General features: G+C 35.6%; 21 protein-coding genes. 11 read left to right on the forward strand and 10 right to left on the reverse strand.

Annotated features, from left to right (window positions below; genetic code table 11):
- Positions 1 to 703 precede the first annotated feature (703 nt).
- The 3 genes from ABY905_RS03105 to ABY905_RS03115 all read left to right on the forward strand — a co-directional run bounded on the left by ABY905_RS03105 (position 704) and on the right by ABY905_RS03115 (position 2,931).
- Complete coding sequence (locus ABY905_RS03105) at positions 704 to 931, forward strand: hypothetical protein (protein WP_372640357.1); 228 nt, start codon at positions 704 to 706, stop codon at positions 929 to 931.
- 220 nt (positions 932 to 1,151) lie between these two features.
- Entirely contained in the window at positions 1,152 to 2,249 is a 1,098-nt protein-coding gene (locus tag ABY905_RS03110; protein WP_372640359.1) for a leucine-rich repeat domain-containing protein, read from the forward strand.
- A gap of 166 nt (positions 2,250 to 2,415) precedes the next feature.
- The gene (locus tag ABY905_RS03115) at positions 2,416 to 2,931 is read left to right on the forward strand and encodes a hypothetical protein (RefSeq protein WP_372640361.1); all 516 of its coding nucleotides are present in this window, start codon (positions 2,416 to 2,418) and stop codon (positions 2,929 to 2,931) included.
- Between the two features lie 466 nt (positions 2,932 to 3,397).
- On the opposite strand, the gene ABY905_RS03120 is transcribed toward ABY905_RS03115, so the two are convergent.
- The 5 genes from ABY905_RS03120 to ABY905_RS03140 all read right to left on the reverse strand — a co-directional run bounded on the left by ABY905_RS03120 (position 3,398) and on the right by ABY905_RS03140 (position 10,001).
- On the reverse strand, positions 3,398 to 3,790 hold the full coding sequence (locus ABY905_RS03120; RefSeq protein ID WP_372640363.1) for a hypothetical protein: 393 nt from the start codon (positions 3,788 to 3,790) through the stop codon (positions 3,398 to 3,400).
- A gap of 301 nt (positions 3,791 to 4,091) precedes the next feature.
- Positions 4,092 to 5,372, reverse strand: a complete 1,281-nt coding sequence (gene glpC, locus ABY905_RS03125; protein ID WP_372640365.1) for an anaerobic glycerol-3-phosphate dehydrogenase subunit GlpC — start codon at positions 5,370 to 5,372, stop codon at positions 4,092 to 4,094.
- Positions 5,373 to 5,379: 7 nt separating this feature from the next.
- The gene (gene glpB / locus ABY905_RS03130; protein ID WP_372640368.1) at positions 5,380 to 6,621 is read right to left on the reverse strand and encodes a glycerol-3-phosphate dehydrogenase subunit GlpB; all 1,242 of its coding nucleotides are present in this window, start codon (positions 6,619 to 6,621) and stop codon (positions 5,380 to 5,382) included.
- A 12-nt stretch (positions 6,622 to 6,633) separates the two neighbouring features.
- On the reverse strand, positions 6,634 to 8,259 hold the full coding sequence (glpA, locus tag ABY905_RS03135) for an anaerobic glycerol-3-phosphate dehydrogenase subunit A (protein WP_372640371.1): 1,626 nt from the start codon (positions 8,257 to 8,259) through the stop codon (positions 6,634 to 6,636).
- 452 nt (positions 8,260 to 8,711) lie between these two features.
- The gene (locus ABY905_RS03140) at positions 8,712 to 10,001 is read right to left on the reverse strand and encodes an arginine deiminase family protein (protein WP_372640373.1); all 1,290 of its coding nucleotides are present in this window, start codon (positions 9,999 to 10,001) and stop codon (positions 8,712 to 8,714) included.
- Between the two features lie 411 nt (positions 10,002 to 10,412).
- On the opposite strand from ABY905_RS03140, the gene ABY905_RS03145 reads away from it, so the two are divergent.
- A complete protein-coding gene (locus tag ABY905_RS03145; protein ID WP_372640376.1) occupies positions 10,413 to 11,054 on the forward strand; it encodes a DUF4294 domain-containing protein in 642 nt (213 codons plus the stop codon).
- 11 nt (positions 11,055 to 11,065) lie between these two features.
- On the opposite strand, the gene ABY905_RS03150 is transcribed toward ABY905_RS03145, so the two are convergent.
- Together ABY905_RS03150 and elbB are read right to left on the reverse strand one after the other, a co-directional pair.
- Positions 11,066 to 11,632, reverse strand: a complete 567-nt coding sequence (locus ABY905_RS03150; protein WP_372640379.1) for a hypothetical protein — start codon at positions 11,630 to 11,632, stop codon at positions 11,066 to 11,068.
- Positions 11,633 to 11,717: 85 nt separating this feature from the next.
- Complete coding sequence (gene elbB, locus ABY905_RS03155; protein ID WP_372640382.1) at positions 11,718 to 12,371, reverse strand: isoprenoid biosynthesis glyoxalase ElbB; 654 nt, start codon at positions 12,369 to 12,371, stop codon at positions 11,718 to 11,720.
- 263 nt (positions 12,372 to 12,634) lie between these two features.
- On the opposite strand from elbB, the gene ABY905_RS03160 reads away from it, so the two are divergent.
- The 3 genes from ABY905_RS03160 (at position 12,635) to ABY905_RS03170 (ending at position 16,086) form a co-directional block, all read left to right on the forward strand.
- Positions 12,635 to 13,279 carry an MBL fold metallo-hydrolase gene (locus ABY905_RS03160; RefSeq protein ID WP_372640384.1) on the forward strand — a complete coding sequence of 215 codons (645 nt, stop codon included), beginning with the start codon at positions 12,635 to 12,637 and terminating at the stop codon, positions 13,277 to 13,279.
- A gap of 88 nt (positions 13,280 to 13,367) precedes the next feature.
- Positions 13,368 to 14,279, forward strand: coding sequence for a DMT family transporter (locus ABY905_RS03165; protein WP_372640386.1), 912 nt, complete (start codon positions 13,368 to 13,370; stop codon positions 14,277 to 14,279).
- Positions 14,280 to 14,418: 139 nt separating this feature from the next.
- Positions 14,419 to 16,086, forward strand: a complete 1,668-nt coding sequence (locus ABY905_RS03170; RefSeq protein WP_372640388.1) for a nucleoside kinase — start codon at positions 14,419 to 14,421, stop codon at positions 16,084 to 16,086.
- 591 nt (positions 16,087 to 16,677) lie between these two features.
- Here the strand turns inward: ABY905_RS03170 and smpB are convergent.
- Both smpB and ABY905_RS03180 read right to left on the reverse strand, forming a co-directional pair.
- The gene (gene smpB / locus ABY905_RS03175; protein WP_372640390.1) at positions 16,678 to 17,124 is read right to left on the reverse strand and encodes an SsrA-binding protein; all 447 of its coding nucleotides are present in this window, start codon (positions 17,122 to 17,124) and stop codon (positions 16,678 to 16,680) included.
- A gap of 158 nt (positions 17,125 to 17,282) precedes the next feature.
- Positions 17,283 to 17,852 carry a YIP1 family protein gene (locus ABY905_RS03180; RefSeq protein ID WP_372640392.1) on the reverse strand — a complete coding sequence of 190 codons (570 nt, stop codon included), beginning with the start codon at positions 17,850 to 17,852 and terminating at the stop codon, positions 17,283 to 17,285.
- Between the two features lie 127 nt (positions 17,853 to 17,979).
- On the opposite strand from ABY905_RS03180, the gene miaA reads away from it, so the two are divergent.
- A complete protein-coding gene (miaA, locus tag ABY905_RS03185) occupies positions 17,980 to 18,894 on the forward strand; it encodes a tRNA (adenosine(37)-N6)-dimethylallyltransferase MiaA (RefSeq protein ID WP_372640394.1) in 915 nt (304 codons plus the stop codon).
- A gap of 24 nt (positions 18,895 to 18,918) precedes the next feature.
- Here miaA and ABY905_RS03190 read toward each other — a convergent pair whose 3' ends face one another.
- Positions 18,919 to 19,548 (reverse strand): cysteine hydrolase family protein, encoded by a 630-nt coding sequence (locus tag ABY905_RS03190; RefSeq protein WP_372640396.1) that lies wholly within the window; start codon positions 19,546 to 19,548, stop codon positions 18,919 to 18,921.
- 146 nt (positions 19,549 to 19,694) lie between these two features.
- On the opposite strand from ABY905_RS03190, the gene ABY905_RS03195 reads away from it, so the two are divergent.
- The 3 genes from ABY905_RS03195 to ABY905_RS03205 all read left to right on the forward strand — a co-directional run bounded on the left by ABY905_RS03195 (position 19,695) and on the right by ABY905_RS03205 (position 22,559).
- Entirely contained in the window at positions 19,695 to 20,759 is a 1,065-nt protein-coding gene (locus ABY905_RS03195; RefSeq protein WP_372640399.1) for a sensor histidine kinase, read from the forward strand.
- 85 nt (positions 20,760 to 20,844) lie between these two features.
- The gene (locus ABY905_RS03200; RefSeq protein ID WP_372640401.1) at positions 20,845 to 21,546 is read left to right on the forward strand and encodes a LytR/AlgR family response regulator transcription factor; all 702 of its coding nucleotides are present in this window, start codon (positions 20,845 to 20,847) and stop codon (positions 21,544 to 21,546) included.
- 179 nt (positions 21,547 to 21,725) lie between these two features.
- The gene (locus tag ABY905_RS03205; RefSeq protein WP_372640403.1) at positions 21,726 to 22,559 is read left to right on the forward strand and encodes a hypothetical protein; all 834 of its coding nucleotides are present in this window, start codon (positions 21,726 to 21,728) and stop codon (positions 22,557 to 22,559) included.
- Positions 22,560 to 22,605: the final 46 nt, after the last annotated feature.

Genomic DNA, 22,605 nt, shown 5'->3' on the forward strand with positions numbered 1-22,605 from the left:
GCGAACTCGAGGCAGCGAAAGTAAGCTCAGCTTCAATTAAAAAAGTAGGTGTTAATTACCGCGCTGGTAGTCGCATTATTAAGGCGATAAAAGATGCTGGATTTAACAAAATTTAGAATTCCAAGAAAAGCTGCGCAGGTTTTGATGTAAACCACAGGTGGTTTCACCTAAAACCTAGTGTGGTTTCACCTAAAACCTAGTGTGGTTTCGAGTAAAACCACAGGTGGTTTTGACCAAAAGCACAGCAGCTTTTAAAAAAACAAGTATTGTCTGCAACAAAAAGTTTAGAGGGCGTCCCATAAAGGATGCCCTCTATTTATACCCCGACCATAATTAGGGATTCACGCCCCATATAGTCTTACTTTCCTAATGTATCGGAGTTTAATACGGAACAGAAATTCAGCCTTCCTTAGCTCAATATTCAGCTTATCCCCTTATTGAGATAACGATTTCTTTTAAATGTGATTCACCGTATCTAAAAGTTGACAGATTTGACAGTATGAATCTTGATTTGAAATTGATAGCTTTACTTAATCTTGTGTAATTCAGTATAACAATTTGTAAGCTGGTTACGAATAGGTGAACATATACACCTAAATTAGATGTGTATATTCACCTTTTCGAAAGATATAAAAGAAATAACATCAATATTGATGTTACACATACGTTGTCTTTCATAGAAAAAAACACTAATACAATTAGAATGAAGAATGCAAAACCAGAAGATAGAAATAGATTTGAATTCAAAATAATTAGAACAAAAGAAATCCCAATACAAGTTGACAAAGTTTATAAGATTTTAGAGCAAGAAGAGTTGAATAGTTTGAAAAATGATGAGAATTATGTTCTAGAACAAATAAAGGAAGAATGGCTGAAATTACAGTCAGATGAAGAAAGAAGATTTATTAAGGTTATCTGGGATGTAATCTAAAAAGAAACCCCGAGTGGAAACCTTCCGGCTCGGGGCTGTGCTTATAAGCTACATTTAAGTGAGGATGCCGTAGCAAAAGAACTAAATTAATACGAAGTTTCCTCTTTTTGAGTGCCCCTTCGTTTAGGACTAATCGTTCAGGTTGTCTGCCCGATATTAAAATAGTTCGATACTTATTTTAATTCTCTATCCTCCGTAAAGAAAGAACAAAGATAAAGAAATGGAATGGAATAAAAACATATCGAAGATTAATTTGTCAGGGCAAAACTTAAATGAGTTTCCTAAAGACATAAGAAAACTTAGAAATCTCAAAAAGATCGATATTAGGAATAATAATATAAAACATATTCCTAAATGGATTAATGAATTGACAAGACTTGAATCTTTAGATATATCAAATAACAAAATTGAAACTATCTATTCAAATATCGGAGACTTAAAACGGCTTAAAGTTTTAATATTGAATGGAAATAAAATTAAAACACTCCCAAAACAAATTGGTAATTTAACACAGCTACAAAAGCTTTCGTTAGCAAATAACAAATTAAAGACACTTCCTAATCAAATTGAGAACTTAAAAGCATTAAAGCATCTTAATATTGCCTCAAATTCTTTCGATAAATTACCTGATGGGGTTCTAAAGTTAAATATGGTAAAACAGCTTTGGATGAGCAATAATCCATTGAAATATTCAGTAGTTAAGTTAGTTGAAACTTTACCAAATCTTGAAAAGTTGTATTGTTTTAGTAATTATTCAGATAACGACTTAGTGGCAGACTATAAGATACTTAGTCAAACCAAGGGGAATTCAATGGAGATTTTAAAAAGCATAAAAAACGGAAAACATACATCTAATACTATGATCGATAAAACGAAAAGGAAAAAGATTTTTATAAGCTATTCTCACAAAGATCTTGAATGGATTGATGGAGTTACTGAGTCTATTAAATCAATGGCATTTGAAGGTTACAATATCGAAGACTGGTGTGACACCAAGTTAGTTGCTGGTCAAGACTGGAAAGATGAAATTACTAAAGCAATAAATGAATCATTTAAAGTGATTTTATTAGTTTCACGCCCTTTTTTAGCTTCAGACTTCATACGAAAATATGAATTGCCATTAATACTTGAAAAAGCGGAAAATGAAGGAGTTCAAGTCTGTCCAATCGTTGTAGGACCTTGTAGGTTCAAGGAGAGTCCAATATCTAAATATCAATCTGTAAATCCTCCAGAAAAACCCCTTAACGGTATGAATAAAAATGAACAGGATAAGCAGTATTTAAAGCTGACTTATGACCTTGAAGATTATGAGAATTAGAAACTACGAAAGACAACATGCGCTCATAGTTAATTGCCGTTTGAGTAGTAAATTTAAGGCTTGTAGTCCGCTTTAAGCTTATTGCAGCTTGAAAGGGAAGAAGTTCGCAATCGGCAACATAACCATAGCGCCATCCGTTATAGCCAATTTTAAAAAATAACCGAATATGTTAATAAAGCCAAATTATTTAAAATATTCAACTCGCCTGTTTAACGGGCTGCTTAAGATTGTTTTAATATCCGCAGGATGGATAGCATTTGTTTTTCTTTATGACTTAGGCAGATTTGAAATATACATATCATTGGGAGTTTGGGGAATTATAACTCTTCTCTTTTCTCTATCTGTTTTAAGAAAGAATAAAAGATATATTGGAGAAATTAAACTAGGTAAGGACGAATGTGAGTTTCAAGTTTATGAGTTTGACAAACCATTGGAAATAATTAAATCAAAGACCTCTGAAACAAGAATTAAAATCTGGGAATTGTTTTTCCCTATCACAAAACCTGGTCGAAATTATAAACTTGTTATCGAAACTAAGCAAGGGTTGACTTATAAAAGAATAATAGAACAACATGAAATAGGTAATTGGGATCTTGAAAAATTTAAAGAAACAATGAAATCTTATGGAGAGTTGAAAGGAGTTCAATCATCTACAGAATCATTTTCTAGAAGTATTTATTAGGTTAAAGGTATAAAAACAGGCTATAATCGAGTAGGCTGCCGCTAGGCTATTAGCCTAGCGGAGCATATAGACGAAACCATCTTTTAATTATTGAACCGAGGTATTGGGTCTTTGCTGCCTAACAATGAGATTGCCACAATCGCCCAGACTCTTTCGCTACCGAGCCTGTGAGATCAACGAAGGTAATGACAGGCCTTTAAGGAGTTGGCAAACTATAATAGCCACTACTGCTAAAAAGGAGCTGAAAGATTCGCAAGGCACAAAGCTGTTGAAGCGGATTAAGATTGGTCAGTTATCCGATGATTACTCTATATGATGAAAATTCATCGGATAACTCGCAAACGGAAAGTAGAAAAGATGACAACACAGATGCCAGCTCCCATAAAAAAGAAAGCCTTGCAAATCAACAGATCTGCAAGGCTTTCTTTTTAAAATATATCGTTTGGTTTACTAGCTAAGAGTTCAACTATTCCGCGTCATTTTCAGCTTGTTTAACCTCATGAAATGTCGGCAAATTCTCGGTAATGCTACCCGCTCCCTTTTTATTAATTTTGAAAGTAACATCCTTTGTTGTGGAAAATAGCAGAACAGATAAAAAAGGCTTTTTGAGATGTGATTTTAAGACCTCAAAAGCCTCGTCTAATGTCAGTTCGTTTTCCACATCCTCGGTCTCTTTAGATCTGTAGCGCAATTTCACTAAGACCTTAAAGCCATCCTCAGAAGCGACTGGTCTGACAAATATATTTCTCAAGTCGGGCTTACCAATGGTCTTTGCCATGGTTAACTTGGCAAAGCGGCCTTCTTGCACACTTTCTTTTACCTGTTCCCAGAAAAGAACAAACACATCTTGATACGGCATAAACTAAAGATTGATGATGAAATATTTTAATGTTTCAAAAGTAACACATATAATTCAATTCATAAATCAGAATCGATCTTTATCATTCAATTATCAGAAATAGAAGTCATAAACAACAGCTAATTGGAGCGATTAGCTCCGCTTATCTCCACTTCGTTTCGGTCGTATCGCGTTCCTTTATTTATAGATTAAAAGCCACAGTATACAATACTGCGATAGCAATGTGCGGCGGATACATTTAAAGAAAAGCCTTGCAAATCAGAGATCTGCAAGGCTTCCTTTTTAAAATATATCGTTTAGCTTATAAGTTAATTTCAGCCATTTCGTTTTGCCATAGTTTCATGGTCGCTTCCACATCCAGTGCTTCTGCAAGAATAGAAATAGGATGCTGTACCGTTCTTGATGTTGACATTTCGATCTGCCACTTACAAGTTTCACAATCGGTAGCTACAAAATCAACATCAGAACTATCTATCTGATCGAATAGAGGCTTACCTACACCTTGTGAGGTTTCGTAGTTCTCTTTCTTAAATCCATAAGTTCCAGCAATACCACAGCATCGTGATTCAAGCGATACAAAGTCTACGCCCGGAATCATTCGCAATAGCGAAGTTGAGTAAATAGACCAACCCAGTTTTTCCATATGGCATGGCGTATGATAAGCGATACGTTTCTTATAATCCTTTTTGAAAACCAACTTAAGCTTTCCTGAATCGACTAAACGAAATAGGAAACGGGTTGCTAATTCACTTTCATCACGAATTTCTTTATTCTCCACCCCTAACAAATGTGGGTATTCATCACGAATGGTGAATATACAGGTTGAAGAAGTCGAGATAACCGGCATCTTCTGTTCTACGATCGATTTCTTAAAGGCCTCAACATTATGACGTGCCTGTTTGGTGGCTTGTTTGATCAAACCATTGGATATTAAAGCCACCCCACAGCATTTTTCCTTTTCAAGAAGATGAACACCATAACCTGCCGCATTCATAATCTTAATGAGATCCTTACCCTGCTGTGGGAAGTTATAATTCACATAGCAGCCATGAAAATAGCTGATATGTTTCTTAAAATCCTTTTGTTTCTTAGCCGCATATCTGCGATACCAGGTTTCAAACCTCATCCCTGCATATTTAGGGAATATACGGTGATGATCAATTTTAAGCACACCATCCATTATTCGACGAACTGGCTTAAGAGCAACCATAGGGTTTACAAGAGGTGCAAATGTACTAGCCATGGTCCCTACGATATCGGTATTGGCCAAAATCATATCTCTAAACTTTGGCTTTTTCTTAGAGTGTTTAATGCGGGCCATCTGGATGATATCCCCAATTTTAACACCATGCGGACAAGCAACTTCACAACGCTTACAGTTCAAACATAGTTTTAATGCCTCATCGTAAAAACCGGGATCCTTCAAGCGTAATCGTTCCCCATCTGGACCAGACTGCTTAGGACCTGGGTAGTCAGGATTAACTTCCAGAACAGGACAATAGACGGTACAAATGGTACACTTCACACATTGTTCAAAATTATTGTCGCTGATATTAAACGGCTCAAATATTTCCTTCTTCATCCTCCTGTTATTTTAAAATTTGATCAACTACATGTAGCGAAGTCAATAAACTAATACCAGCTCCACTGCCTTCCTTTAGAGCATTAGCCCCTCCAAGTACCGAACCTGCTACATATAAATTCTCAATGACTTGTCCCTTCATTAATGCACGGAAATTGCTATCGGCTTTTACACCATAATGCATATAGGGCTGATCCTTGAAAAACTTCTCGTCGAGCCATTGAGAACGATCAGCATCTCCATCGATATCCAAACCAAAAATAGGTTCGTATAATTTGTCGTGAGTGGCCACAATGCCTTTGCTGTAAAAGCTTCCGCTAGCCAGAATAAAGGCATCGGCTTCCAGCTTGATATCACCATGATTATTGGTCCTGACATCCAGCAATCGGTTATTCTCGAAATGGCCCTCTTCTACGATATCACCCATAAAGAAAGTACCTCCTAGCTCCTGAAAACGCTGACTGAGCAATATCTGACTACGAATACCCGGAACTGAAGGCGGTATTGCCGGAACTAATACAACAGGTTTATTTACTTTTACTTTAAGATCATCAACCACCTTTTTATTAAATAATCCGAAAACTGATGGCAGAATAATCACGTCGAAACCTTCACTTAAGAGGTTTGCCTTTTTGGCAAATTCATCTAAAACATCTCCCTTATCGAAGACCTTAGCAATATTGGTAGAACGCATTTCGCTTGGATTTTTACGAATCGCTTCGAAGGCCTTCATTGCAATATTTTTAATTTGAGAGTCTACCTCAAACTTCTTTAAACCATCCTTAACAAACAAAGTATGAAAGTCCAGAAAGCCACTGAAGTTTAAAATGAGAGCTTTCTTCCATGGGAAGCTATCTTTTTGATCGAAACAAGTAAAATCATCAAGGGTCAACCAGCTTGGTTTCATAACACCCATTGGTGTTAATACAAAATGGTTTTGATCTGCCTTGCCACAAAATTTCAAGCCGGCACGATTCAGTAATTGAGGTGCTTCCTCTGCTAAACGGCTTATATTTTCTATTCCCACACGCTGATAAGGATGCGTATCGGCTAAGTTTTTTATTGCCTCAATAGGTTTGCTAACCTCTTCTCCATTCACCTGACCAAGCAAATCGAAAGAACCCGAAAAGAAATGAATGGCACTCTGCCCAGATGAAACAATCGCACATTTTCGTCCCTGCTCGGCCAACTTAATGCCACATGTGAGTCCACTCAACCCACCTCCTATAATAATGTTATCGAACTTCATACTAATGCTTTCTTAATTGTTTTCTGCTTTCAATCCGTATATCCCCTCATAAATCCAAGAGGTAAACTGCACTTCATTGATTGTATCTCCCCAGGCAATTGGCGACATCCCCTTCCATCGTTCCTGAAGGAAATTAGCCAAGTCATCTTTAGCCTTGCCTGCTTCTTCCAGTGACTCACAAAGCAGTCCTGCCGCACGGCAAGCACACAATTCACCCTGACAGGTTCCCATACCTACACGGGTGCGACGACGCAGGTCGATCAGGTTATTGACATGTAATTCATTAATGGCATATTTTACTTCTCCCAGGGATACCCCTTCACACTCACAAACCAGTGAATCGTCATTTTCGCCTCCATTAGAAGCCTTATGTGCCAATGAGCCATGGCGGTCTTGTGCCGATTTTTGTGCAATACTTAAACCTGAATATATTTTCTGAGAAGCATTCTCCATAGACAAGTCACTCTTTTCCGATCCAGGCAATGGCTTATATGCTGTTTCACAGGCTTTATCAACAGCCAGTTTTTGGCAGATTAAATCAGTTGCCTCTTCAGCCATCAATCGGTAAGTCATCAGTTTACCACCCGTAATGGTAATAAAACCTGAAAGCCCGTCACGTTTCTGGTGATCCAACAGTACAATACCACGACTAATGCTTCGTCCTGTTGGGTCATCGTCAGCTGCAACCAGTGGACGAACACCTGCATAGGCACGTAAAATACGAGTTGTAGCCAATGCTGGAGATAGTTTCACGCCTTCACGAATAAGAACATCCACATCATCCTTGGATACAAACATATTATCGATTTGATCGTATGGGATATGTTCCGATGTAGTTCCAATCAGACAAATTGTATCTCCCGGTACCAGAATATCTGCATTGGCTGGCTTTCTACATCTATTAAGAACCATTTTATTAACACGGTGACCAAAAATCAATAAGGAGCCTTTGGCTGGAAACATATTGATATTGACACCTGCAAGATTAGCAATATGATGTCCCCAAATACCTCCGGCATTGACAACAATCTTAGCATAGTGCTTTACTTTCTCTTTATTATTGTGATTGATTAACTCCACACCCACAATTCTATCCTGCTCACGAATCACACCGGTCACTTCGTGTTGCGTTAAAAGCTCTGCACCATTAAGTCGTGCATCCAAGGCATTTGACATGGTCAAACGGAAAGGATCTACAGAACCATCAGGCACTTTCACAGCACCAATTAAATTGGGATTGACTGAAGGCTCCAATCGTCGAGCGAAATCAGGATCTATGATTTCAGTGCCAATACCCGCACTTGCACAAGCATCCACAAATTGAGACTGAAAAGCGATATCATCTTCGGGAAGGGTTAGAAATAATCCATTATTCTCTTCAACACAATGGTTTGCGATACGACGCAGAATCATATTTTCTTCGATACATTCTTTCGCCGACTCGGGGTCAGTTACTGCGTAACGTGCACCACTATGCAACAAACCATGATTTCGTCCGGTTGCACCAGTGGCAAAATCATGACGTTCAACAAGCAAAACACTTAGTCCACGCATTGCACAATCTCGTGCCGTTCCCGCACCGGTAGCTCCCCCCCCGATGATTATCACATCATACTCTTTGGATTTGTTCTTGTTCATGATGAGTTCTATTTTTTGACTTCTTTCTATATTGACTACTGAATCTCACACAGCAAATATAAATATTTAATACATAGTATTGCACAGTACATACCTTTTAAATGTATTCTATATTGTAGAGTTCTGATTTTTAAAGTATAACAAAGTATAGAGACATCAGTAAAAACGGGAACTTCAGAATTTAAAGAAAAAAAAGATGATCCATTCCAAAAATGTATTTCCAATGGATGGGAAGCAAATTTGTCGTTGGAATAAGACTCAAAAGGCAAATACTCGCTTAGAATATATTGTGGGAAAAGAGTGACTAAATTCTGGTTGGTATAGAAACAAACGCAATACAGAATAAGATTGGGAATGCTTTACAATCAAAATGGAACAGCAAGTCTATTAATAGAAAAAGCCTTGCAAATCATAGATCTGCAAGGCTTCCTTTTTAAAATATATCGTTTGGCTTACCAGTTAACCGATTTACGACGGATTGGCATGGTCATGCAACGAGCACCTCCACCACCACGAGGCAGTTCTGATCCTTCAAGAGTAATCACATACTTATCGTAGTCAGCCAAGTTAATTTTATGGCTAATTACATCGTCAGCAGGAATAATATCGAAACCATTCTTGTTCATTTCTTCCATGGTGTAGATATTACGAGCATATCCCACAACTTTACCCGGCCCAACAGCAAAGAAGTTAGCACCTGAATGCCATTGCTCTCTCTCTTGGTTCCAAGGCTCCTTAGTTCCGCCACAATAAATTGGCTTCAACTCCATACCTAATTTCTTAAGCGCCTGTAGTAAGTTGTTCTCATTCTTAATATTTACAACCTTACCATTCTGAATGGTGATATGAACCGTTTGGTATTTATTAGGACGAATAATCAATGGCTCATAAACCATACACTTATCCTTATCAAGCAAAGTAAACACCATGTCAAGGTGAATAAACGACTCTGGGTGCGATGGTAATTCTTGTACTAAAATATGACGAGGCTTCTCTTCTTTCTGAGAAAGTAATTGTGCTAGAATAAAATCAATACCTTGAGTTGTGGTACGTGTTCCATTACCAATGATTAGGATATCTTCACGAGCAATTAAAACATCACCCCCCTCAATCATGCAATTAGGATCCATGTTTGGATTGTCAATAGGATTGACAGTCTTAGCTTTGAAACCTGATGTATAATCGAAAATAGCCTGCATAATTAATGACTCACGGTCACGAACTGCATTCGCCATTTTACCAATCAATACTTCATTACCAAGCGACATAGAGGCATCGCGAGTAAAGAAGAAGTTATGAAGCGGACGCATTGCATAACGCTCTTTGCTTAAAAACTTAGTTAAGTTATCGCGTGTTAAAACGACACCTTCTATCAACAAAGAAGCCAAATCTTCAGCAGTCTGATCCAACAAGGTATCCTTAATACAGTACGTATTTCCTTTAACGGCTAACTCAGGCTCTATTTTGCATACCTTATCAATAACGATTTCTTTTACCTTATCGTCTTTTAGAATATTAGCCAATAATTCTTTTACCTGATAAGTTTGAGTAATCTCACCTAAAGATTCACTTAGCTGCTTGTATTCTTTTTGTGCAACTGAAAGATTAAGAATATCGCTATAAAGAGCTCGTTCAGCATTCTCAGGAGTCATATTCTCAACTTCCGATCCTGGTGTGTGAAGGATAACACCTTCTAATTCCCCAATTTCTGATCGAACATCTAATTCTACGTACTTAGTCATGCCCTATTATGTTTTAAGTTTCGTCGTTAAACGACTGATGTTTGTTGTCGTACAATTCTGTTAATATTTTGCAAAAGAAAGAAAAATAAAGGGTATTGAAAAGGATTGCACTAAAGATTTTTCATCCCGAATATTTTTAACAGACAAAAGTAATCTATTCACTCACGCCTAACCAATTAGGCTAAAATAGATAAGCAAAAATTACTGTTATATAGATTATTTTGAAGGATGAGTCTAAAACATTTGGATAAGGAAGTAAACAAAGGCTGCTCCTGACAAATACAATTCATAATTTAGATTATATATTTACAAAAAAACATCACTAGTTGTCTTGAATTTATTTTAGTCAGGCATAAAATAAATCAAATTCGTAATTTTGTAGATACAAACAATCTTTTTTCAAATCATCGCATGCAAAACAAAGCTTTAATCTGTTTTATACTATTGGCATCATTCTTTTTAGGAATGCCTGCAAATGGTATTGCTCAAGTCAATAAAACAGATAGCATCACTATTCTCGATAGTAATATGCATGTGAACCTTAAAGAGGTTAAGATAAAAGCACGAAAAAAGAAAAGAAGAAAACACTACAGATCCACTAAAAGATATTGGCGAACTGTCCGGAATATAAGAATCGTTTATCCCTATGCCGAAATGGCTAACCAAACCATTAGCGATCTCAATAAGGAATTGGAGTCAATCACGTCAAAAAAGAAAAGACGAAAACTCATCAGAAGAGAATATAAAGGTTTGATGAAAGCCTATAAAGAACCCATGATGAAGTTGCAGATTTCGCAGGGTAAACTATTGATGAGATTAATTGATAGAGAAACAGGGAGCTCCTCCTACAATCATCTAAAGGAATTGAAGGGATCGACTACAGCTTTTTTTTGGCAAGCTGTTGCAAGCATGTTCGGCACCTCGCTAAAATCGGAATACAAACCTGAAAGTCGGGATTGGATGGTCGAAGAGATTCTTGAGCGCATGAAAAATGGAGAATTGCCTCCTCCACAAAAACTTAATATCAAACTCGAAAGAGAAGATCTTAAATAAACGCAGATTGTTTATTTCCTAAGATTCTCAATAATGGCATCAACGCCTGAGTCGTACAAACCAATTGTATCAAGGTAATCAGAAGCTTTATCTAAATCACTTTCACTTAAAAATTCTGATAATATTATACCGTTATTCTCTTTATCAGCTTCAATCGTCATTCTATAATCAATTAGCTTGTTTTCAAAAACCTTCTGCCACAAATAGTTTTTCATGATCAACATGTGAATGACATAGGCCAGAAAAGCAAAAAAGAGAATCAGAGTTCCAAAAGACTGGTTATCATCCAAAAGTAACATGATGGTGCTAAAAATAACCGCTGATGCAAAAGCTGAAAGCATCCCCATTCCAATAGTTAAATCATTGAAATATTGTGAATGATGTTTTAACTTACCTTTGGCTGACGCATAATAAAGGACCCAAATTAAAAGAAGATTCAAACTCAAAGAATAGAGAATGGCTGCAACCTGAGGAACTGAATTTATGGAAAAAAAGACAGCTACAAATAAGGAGATATTCGAGAAAATAAACGTGTAAATATGGTTCGCGCCAACATCTTTGGTATTTCTATTCTTCATCTTAAATAATTATAACTCGTTTCAAATACAACTCCCCATTGATTCATAATCAGATGGGGAGTTAATTTATTTTCTATGTAGGAAATTACATTTCCATTAAAGTCTTAACGACATTCTCGGCACCTTCGCCTATCTGCGCAATAGTTGCATCGAGCATATAACAAGGTGTGCTCACAATTTTATTTTTTCTGTCAATGACCACTTCGCCATGCCCGGCTTGCTTATGATGAGAGCCCATCGCTTCAATAGCACCTGCTGTTCCTTCATCATGCCCAATGGTGACTTCTGCACCGGTAATAACCTTTGCAATTAATGCGGGTGCGATACAAATCGCCGCAATTGGTTTTGAAGCCTTATGCATTTCCTTCAACACTTTCTCAACACCTGAATTCACTTTACAATCAGCACCATCAAAAGCTAAAGAACAAAGGTTTTTAGCGACACCAAATCCGCCTGGAAATAAAATCGCATCAAAATCATTCGCATCAAACTCAGTTAAATCTTTAATTTCACCTCTGGCAATACGAGCTGCCTCAACCAAAACATTTCTGGTTTCGTTCATCTCTTCACCCGTTAGATGATTCACGACGTGATGCTGGTCGATATTGGGAGCAAAAATCTGATACTCTCCCCCATTTTTTGAAATAGCATATAAGGAAAGTGTCGCTTCATGAATCTCAGATCCATCATAAACACCTGAACCAGATAATACAACTGCAATTTTCTTATTTGTATTCATAAGTTTATTATTTAATTTTTTTTCGAAAACAGAATAGTTACACCAGACTCCATACAGAACAATAAAGATAAGCATAAGGAAGGGTTTTAACGAAAATCTGTCATGTAAATTCAACTCTTCATTCTAATCTTTCAAATATAAATTTGATTGAATTGCTTTCTAAATAGTCTATAATAAAAAATACATTCATCCAAAATGAGATAAATCTTTTGTCGATTAAAGCATTAAACTTAAATTTGAAACTTAAATGTAAATTTGAATATATGATTACTATAGAAACTTTGGTTTTTAACCAATGGCAAGAAAACACCTATTTATTGCACGATGAGACTGGAGAGGCTGTTCTTATTGACTGTGGCGCTTTCTATAAAGAAGAAGGACAAAAGCTAATTAATATTGTTGAAAAAAAGGGACTTAAACTTGTTCATCTTTTAAACACACACTTACATATCGACCATGTTTTTGGTAACCAATTCATGAAAGATCAGTTCGGTCTATTAGCCAAAGCACATAAAGCTGATGAATTTTTATTGGCTGAAGCTCCAAACTACGGGGTACGTCTAGGACTTGAAAATGTGGTTGAGCCACCAGCAATGGGCGATGCTATTAACGAAGGTGATATTATCCGTTTCGGAAATTCCGAACTTAAGGTTCTTCATGTTCCAGGGCACTCCCCAGGGCATGTTGTTTTCTATAACGAAGCACAAAAATTCATTATTGCGGGTGATGTTTTATTCCGTGAGAGTATTGGTCGCACCGATTTACCATACGGTAATTTCGATGATTTAATTACAGGAATCAAAACCAAACTTTTGGTCATGGATGATGACGTAACAGTTCACCCTGGTCATGGTCCTATCACGACTATTGGTCATGAAAAAAAGAATAATGTATTTCTAAGAAGCTAATTGATTGCTTCAATAAACTCATAGAATTCGCAGCATCTAATCCCTTCATTATGAAGGGATTTTTCATATATCGAAATAAAGTCACAGCATGAATAAACGTCTACTTTCAACAAGTTTTTTAGCCATAGTTGCCTGTTTGCTTTGGGCAACCCCCTTTGCTGCCATAAAAATTGGTTTGAAATACACGACTCCTCTAAACTTTGCAGGTATTCGCTTCTTCATTTCGGGTCTACTTATTCTGCCATTTATTCCAGAATTTAAAGCCAAACTCCGAGGCTTAAGTTCTAAATCATGGAAGTTGATTATACAAGTTGCTCTTTTACAAACCACATTTCTATATGGTCTGTTTTATACCGGCATCGACTATCTGCCTGGAGCATTAGGTGCAATGCTTATTGGTGCACAACCCCTTTTTGCAGCTATACTGGCTCATCTGATGATGAAAAATGACAAGATGACCTGGACTAAGGTATCAGCCATTCTACTCGGAATGCTTGGTGTGTGTATTATTAGTTTAGGAAGAGCCGATTTTGTTCTAACAACTACAATTCCTTTAGGTGTAGGAATTTTAATTCTAAATAATATTGTGGGTAGCATGGGAAATGTGATTGTTGCTCGTGACACTCGGGAAATTCCACCCCGAATACTGGCTTCGTTTTCAATGATAATTGGAGGTGCAATGCTTATTCTCATCTCTGTTCCTATGGAGCATCCCCAGTGGAATATTCATCCAACAGAATACTACTTGGCATTGGGTTGGCTGGCAATTGTATCAGCTATGGCAATCACCATTTGGTTTAGCCTTTTAGGCCGCGAAGGTGTTAAAGTCTCTAACCTGAATACTTGGAAATTCATCATCCCAATATTTGGCGCTTGTATCAGTTGGTTGATTCTACCTAACGAATCACCAGACCTCATCTCTATTCTCGGCATGTTGGTTATTGCATTCAGTTTATTGATGCTAAACTACTTTAACAGGAAAAAAATAAAACAGCAATAGAAAAGATTCAATACAGGAAGCATTCTCTTTCAAAATTACTAACACACTTTTTTTTGATTTTAATTAAAAAATAAAAAGTTATTCAAATCCTATAATTACTATCTTTAGATAAAGCTTAAACAAGCATAAATATCTAATTATGGGAAAACTGATATGCATATATATAGAAGATCTTAATGAAAAAAGATCTTATCCTATAGGCACGAGCCTTCAAACTATTCTAGACGAAATATCTCCCCTTCTTAACATGAAAGTGTTAGGGGCGATGGTCAACAATAATTCAAAAGAACTGACCTACGAGATATATAAACCGAAGAATATAAAATTTATAGACTACACTCATCCTGCTGGAAGACGAATGTACATGCGTTCTCTTACGTTCATTCTCTATAAAGCAACACAAGAAGTCTACCCTGGTGCGGGCTTACGTGTAGAACACTCAATTTCGAATGGTGTATATTGTAGGATTAAGGATAAGAACATACTCCTAACTCAAGAAGGCGTTGAAAAGATCAAGCAAAAAATGATTGATCTTGTTAAAGCTGATTTCCCTTTTGAAAGAAACGAAATAGAAACAGAAAAGGCAATTGAGCTGTTTGAATCTCAAGGTTTAACTGAAAAGACAAAACTCCTTAGAACACGTGGCAACTTATACACTTCTGTCTATAAACTTGATACAACAGTTGACTATTTCTACGGCTTCCTATTACCAAGTACCGGACTTGTTGACGTCTTCGATCTACAACACTATCATAGTGGTATGCTCCTTTTGGCTCCTAATAAAAAGAATCCTTCAGAAGTTGAAACCCTTCTTGAGCAGGAAAAAATGTTGCAGATTTTTAGCGAATATAAGCGTTGGGGAAAGATTCTAGGCATCTCAAACATAGGAGACCTAAACCGAAGCGTTGAGGAAAACAAAATTTCAGAATTGATCAAGATTTACGAAGCCATGCATGAAAAGAAGATCTCACAAATCGCAGATCGTATTCGTAAAAAATGGAAGAAGATTAAAATTATCCTAATCGCAGGTCCTTCTTCTTCAGGCAAAACAACATTTGGTAAAAGGTTAGCTATCCAATTAAAGGTATCGGGTGTTAATCCTATTAATCTTTCACTGGACAATTACTTTGTTAATAGAGAACTGACTCCACTTGATGAGCAAGGTGAATATGATTTTGAATCCATTGAAGCCTTGGATGTAAAACTTTTCAATGAGAACTTACTTGACCTACTTAAAGGAAAAGAAATAGATCTTCCAAAATTTTCTTTTGAAACAGGACAGCGCTACTACGATGGTGAAAAATTAAAGGTTAATGGTAAAAATGTACTTGTGATTGAAGGCATTCATGCATTAAATCCTAAGCTAACATCTCTTATCTCTGATGAAGTTAAGTTCAAAATCTATATATCGGCTCTAACTTCAATCTCTATTGATGGTCACAATCGAGTTCACTCTACCGACAATCGTTTGATTCGAAGAATTGTTCGCGATCATCGCTACAGAAATTATTCGGCTCTTGATACCATTAAACGTTGGCAATCTGTCAGAGGTGGTGAAGAAAAGAATATCTTCCCTTTTCAAGAGAATGCTGATGTAATGTTTAATTCTGCTTTACCCTACGAGCTAGGCGTTCTTAAGAGACATGTGGAGCCTATACTCAAGGAGGTTCAGCCCAATCAGCCAGAATTTTCAGAAGCCAATCGCCTATTGAAATTCTTCAGTTATTTCATTCCCATTCCAGACAATGAGGTCCCCAAAAACTCTCTCATGAGAGAATTCCTTGGTGGTAGCACTTTTGAATATTAAAAAATATAAATAATAAAATGCGACTATAGACTAATGTTTATAGTCGCATCTTCATTTTCGAAGAGTTATTATCTTCTGAATTTATATTTATCACTTGAGAAGATTTTTATTCAATAATTTTTCAAAACTGAAACTCAATCAAGTCTCTAAAAATTGAAACACCCACAAAAAGAGGCGCTTCAAAATTATATACCCAAACATCTCTTATTTTTTAGCATTAATAAGTCTTCTTGAATAAACTCAATCCTATTCTAAATAAGAATTGTTGATAAGTAAATAGATCGTTGATAAGTAGAGCCTTTCGAATTGTTAATAAGTCACCCGAATTAAAAGATGAATTTAAGTTATTAACAGCTAAACCTTAGAGAAATAGGGGTGCTAGAAATGTTATTAACAAGATACCAACAATGTTGATATCTTGTTAATATCCAGTCTTTAAGTCAATTTTTATTCTAATTGACTTTTTATAAATTATTGGGGATAAAAAGTCCCACTTCCTGTCGAAAATGGGACTGCAAATATAGAATAATCATCTTGAAAAACGACTTGAAACGAAACGTTTTTTCAATAAAAACAGGCCTTACAGCCTAACTACTTCTTCATCAAACGATCAATATCTCGTTTATGGTCTTTTTGTTTCAAACTTTCGCGTTTATCGTAGTTCTTTTTACCTCTACATAGAGCAATTTTAAGCTTTGCAAAGCCTTTTTCAGTGATAAAAAGACTAATCGGAACAATAGAAAGCCCCGATTCTTTCGTTTTTCTATCCAGCTTATCTAATTCCTTACGATTTAGAAGGAGTTTTCTTTCACGTTTCTCTTCATGATTGTAATAACTTCCAAATCTGTATTCAGCAATATGCATGCCTTTCACATACAATTCGGAGTTCGCAAAGTAGCAGAACGAATCAACCAAACTCGCTTTACCAGCACGAATAGATTTAATTTCTGTACCAAACAATTGGATTCCTGCAACGAATTCATCAATGAATTCATATTCAAAACTGGCACGTTTATTTCTTATATTTATTTTTTGCATTTTAAGCTTAATTCTATTTTTGTTTCGTCTCACCAATCTTAGGGAGGCTGAAATAATGCTAACGAACTTAACGAGCTAGCATCGATTCGAGACAAAGTTAGTATTTATCTCAAATTTATTAACAGGACACATCTACCTTTCTCCTTACCTAGCCAGAATCATTGAAAATACTGAAATACAACCAGAAGTATACGCTCACATATCAAAGGTAGAACAAGTATAAACATTCCTGCCAAAAACATATAACCAAGTCTCTTATTTTCTGAAACAGCTAACACCTGCTTAAGCCCTATCCACAATAAACGAATAAAGTAAAGCTCCAGAAACAAACAAAGTTGATTTAGAAAAGAATAGGGTGTAAACAATTGAGATAATCCATGGAAAAGAACAAATACCGAAGCAGAATAAATCGTCCATTGGAAAATTCTACGAATCTGAACTCTATTCATAAAATTGGGAGCAGTTATCACCAAAAGCTTCGCAGCAAAATAGATACCTATCATCATTGAAAAAAATACAATAATGAACTGAACTATAGATCTAACTATATTAGATGTTTGAATAAAAACACCTGTAAATGCAAACAAAGAAGAACAAAACACAATGATTGATAGAAACTTATAAAGTAAATCACTGATTGATTCTTCTTTCAGAGATAGTTTCTCCCATGTCGTTACAGGATCAATTAACAAATTACCAAAAAGAGCCAAGCTTGAAAAAAATCGCATTCTATAAATCTAATTTTAAAATAAAAGAGCCCCGTCAAATAGGCTATGCGATCAAATATAGAAAATGATTCTAATTATTTAGAAAACTTAGAGTAATTTTGTACCGATTCAACAAGAAAGAAATTTTATGCAATACAATTTATTAGTCGTACTAGGAGCAACAGCAACTGGAAAAACAAGTTTAGCTGTAAATCTTGCTAAAACATTTGATGCTGAAATTATCAGTGCTGATTCAAGACAAATCTATCGTGGGATGGACCTTGGAACAGGAAAAGACATCGAAGAATATACAATCGATGGACAAAAAATTCCTCATCATTTAATTGATATTGCAGATGCAGGATACAAATACAATGTTTATGAATTTCAGAGAGATTTTGTTGAAGCTTTCGAAGATATTCAAAAAAGAAATCACCTACCTCTTGTTTGTGGTGGTACAGGCATGTACCTTGAAGCCTGCCTAAAAGGCTACAAGCTTATCGCCGTTCCGAAGGATCAAGATTTTCGTGACACATTAATGGATAAAAGCCTGGAAGAACTAGGCGATATACTTAGGGGATATAAAGAAGTCCATAACAATTCTGATCTGGAAACGAAGAAACGTGCCATACGTGCTATTGAAATTGAACGCTACATAACTTCTCACCCTGAAATTGAGATGAAACATCCAGAACTCAAGCCGCTGCTAATTGGGATTAAATTTGACCGAGAAGACAGAAGAAGTCGAATTTCACAACGCCTAAAAGAACGTTTAGATTCAGGAATGATTGAAGAAGTTAAAGGCTTAATTAAATCTGGTGTTAGTCCTGAGGATCTTATTTACTATGGACTGGAATACAAATTCTTAACCAAATATGTGATTGGGGAACTGTCTTACGAAGAAATGTTTACACAATTAGAGATTGCTATTCATCAATTTGCAAAACGCCAAATGACCTGGTTTAGAAAAATGGAACGTAGTGGATTCGAAATTCACTGGTTAGATGGTTTTATGCCATTGGAAGAAAAAATCGAAAAAGTTAAAGAACTTTGGAATGCTTAACATTCCATAAATTCCGTTCAATATCTAAATATAAGTTGCGATATCAGCGAATTTGATTCGCTCAACACCTAAAGCATCCCATTTTTCGAAAGGAAGTGGGATACCAGGAAGCTCTTTAATTGCATCTTCAATTACAAAAACTTGGATATTCTGCTTAGCCAAGCCACAAACAGCACAATCAACACAAACATTAGTTGTTACGCCGTACACAAAAACCTTTTGAGGCGCTAATAACCTCACTAGCTTTTGAGTATTAGGATTACCTTCAAACACATTGAAAACATCTTTCAACACAACAAGGTTTCGAAAGGAAGTCAGTTTTTTAAGCTCATCATTAGAATACATCTTATCCCATTGAATAACTTTTGGTTCCTCGGGTTGTGTCTCATCCATATAGTTAGCACCAAGTGAATCAGCCATACAATGTGGAGGGAAAGTGTTTATAAAGTCGGGCGAATAAGACAGTTCTTTTGCATCAGAGAAATGATGATCAGCCGTATTTACAACTTGAATATTATTCTCTTTTGCCAATGAAGTTAAACTCTTCAGTACATGCAAAATCTCTTCTGAACCGGGCACATACAATTTCCCCGATTCGTTCATAAAATCAAACTGGGTGTCTACATTCCAAAACAAAAGCTCTTTTTTAAACATATCATTTGAGTAATTAGATTCCAAAGAAGCTAATAAAAATCGTATAAAACTGTCTATCTCATAGCCATAATCAATCTTATTAAGACATTTATTTCATATACTGCTGATTGTTTTTTAATTTCATCCAGCAATTTGAAATTCTCTATATGTCAACACCTATATCAATGACCCGAAGCAAAAATATTTACCATTTTACATTTTGGTTTGTTTCAGTCTTTTTATGGCTATTTACATTATTTTTGGCAAGTGAATTCAAAAACGTCCTCACTTTCCAAACCATTTCCTTAGCGATAGCTATCAATCTTTGTTTTGCAGCTGCTGTCTATACGAATTTAAGGTTTTTGTTACCCGTATTTTTTAAAAAGAAATCTTTTTTCTTATTCTTTACACTTCTTTTTATTACGGTAGGACTTTCAGCTCTTTTAATTCAGTTTTTACTCATATACCCTCTAAATAGTTTTGTATTAAAAGCTGACGGCTTCAAAACATTCGTTTTTTCAGACTGGTTCAACTTTTTTTTCTTTTCATTTATTTATGTCGGGATTACCAGTATATTTTCATTGACCAGAGAATGGTTTATTCTACAAAAAATATCTAGTCAATTAAAAGATATTGAAAAGGAAAATCTTGAAGCAGAGCTAAAGGTTCTAAAGACTCAAATAAAGCCTCACTTTTTATTCAACTCCTTAAATAACATCTATTCTTTAGCTTTAGATAAATCTGATGATACAGCAACTGTCGTTTTACAACTATCCGATTTAATGCGCTATATTTTATACGATTGCAATGAAAAACTTGTGGACATCAATAAGGAACTTGATTTTTCGAGAAATTACATCAGTCTTCATAAAATTAGATTGGATGAGAATACGCCTATCAATTTTATTGTGAATGGTCATTTCGATGGTCACAAAATAGCGCCACTCCTTTTTGAACCCCTTATTGAAAATGCTTTCAAACACGGCGTTTACGCGAAGAACTCAGATAGCTTTATCAATATCATCTTCAATTTCGATGAAAATGATCAAATGGAACTCATCATCGAAAATAGCTACGATCCTAATTGGAGTAATTCTAAAAAAGGAAGTGGTGGAATCGGTATTCAAAATGTAATCAGAAGGCTTGAACTGATTTACCCTCAAAAACATAAAATAGAAATTGACAAAGGAGAAAAGGTATTTAAAATCACACTAACCATTGGACTTTCCTGATTGTCTAAAAAAATGATTAATTTGGTTGGCTGATGCCAATTAGGTAAGACTAACCACCAAGTCTTAGAACGAAAAAAATATAGATATGAAACTAAGATGCTTAATAATTGACGATGAACCTTTAGCGCAACGTGTGTTGGAGAAATACATTGCTGAACTTTCGGGATTAGAATTGGTTGGTAAGTGCGGAGATGCTCTGGAAGCTATGGAAGTTCTTAAAAAAGAAAATATCGATTTAATTTTTTTAGATATCAATATGCCGAGATTAAATGGGATCAACTTTCTTAAAACGTACAAGAATCCTCCAATAACGATCATTACAAGTGCCTATACTGAATATGCGGTAGAAAGCTATGAGCTGAATGTGCTCGACTATCTAAAAAAACCTTTTTCATTTCAACGTTTCTTACAAGCTATACAGAAAGCCGAAGAAAAAATAAAACTAACTGAGCAGCAAGAAGAGGTTAGAGGTGATATGGAATACATATTTGTAAAGGCGAATAAAAAAACAATTAATGTTAGCTTAGATAGTATTCAGTATATAGAAGCTTTAGGCGATTATGTGAAGATCTATACGGATACGGAACACATTGTCACCTATCAATCTTTAAAGGGGATTGAAAAGTTACTCCCTACTCAGAGATTTTATCGCGTACACAAATCCTATATTGTTGCTCTTGCTAAAATAAAATCGATTGAAGGTAATATGGTACATATGGGTAATAACACCTTACCAATTGGTAACAACTACAAACAAAGCTTCCTACAAAAGATTCACATGAGCTAGTTTAGTCTTTAACAATCGCATTAACATAAACTTCCCATTCGAATATTGACTTTGTATAGACTCAAATAACTTGACTAAATCTAAAAAAATATAATTCGATTTAAGTTCGTATTTACAGCCTTTTTACTAAATTTAGACTGAAAACTTGAATACATATTGATCTATAAAATTACAACAAAATGAAACGACTAACAGTAACCCCTTATAGCCTAATAATCTTAGGATTAATATTCGCAATTAACATCACAGGATGTAAGCCTGTAGACAAAAAAGCTAATAAAGAAACTCAAACTGAAAAGCCATTACTTAAAAAAGCAATAGCTAAAGAGGTTAAAGATGTAGTTTATCCGCTTCCAACAACTTTTGAATTAACTTCAATGTTGAATCGAATTGGAGCTGATTATATTTTGGGGATCTCAAATTCTACTGAAAATGCTGACAAGTATTTTACAGAAAAAGCCAGAGCTTTAAATCTTGGTGTTTACAGTGCAGACTTAAGTTATGCAAGTACTTATCACAGAAAACAAGAAACTATGTTGTTTCTAAAAGCTTCTAAGAAGATTATTGACAACTTGGAAATCACTTCTGCATTTAACGAAACTTTAGTAAGTGATGTTGAGAAGAATTTAGATAATAAAGAAGAATTGATTAAGATTATTACAAACTCATTTTATGAGACTTATGCTTTCTTAAACAAAAATGGCAAAGCGAACCTTTCTCTTTTTGTTGTAAGTGGTAGTTTTATTGAAGGCTTGTATATTGCAACTCACATTTCTGAAAACACATTCACAAACCCTGAAATCGTTAAAGTAATTTTCGATCAGAAAGATTCACTAGAGCGTCTTTTAAAAGTTCTTCAGCCGGAAGCTCAAGATCCAAACATTGCCGCTTTAATAGCTGATTTCAATGGTTTAAAAGCTAGCTACGACAAAGTTGAAGGCAGTATGACTAAGCCTCAATTGGAAGAGATTACAGCAAGTATTATGAAGCTAAGAGAAGCTATTGTAAAGTAATCTTTACCCTAGCTTAATACTATCGAAAAATATTTAAACTGCAATT

It is taken from the genome of Ancylomarina sp. (assembly GCF_041555295.1).
Lineage (GTDB): Bacteria > Bacteroidota > Bacteroidia > Bacteroidales > Marinifilaceae > Ancylomarina.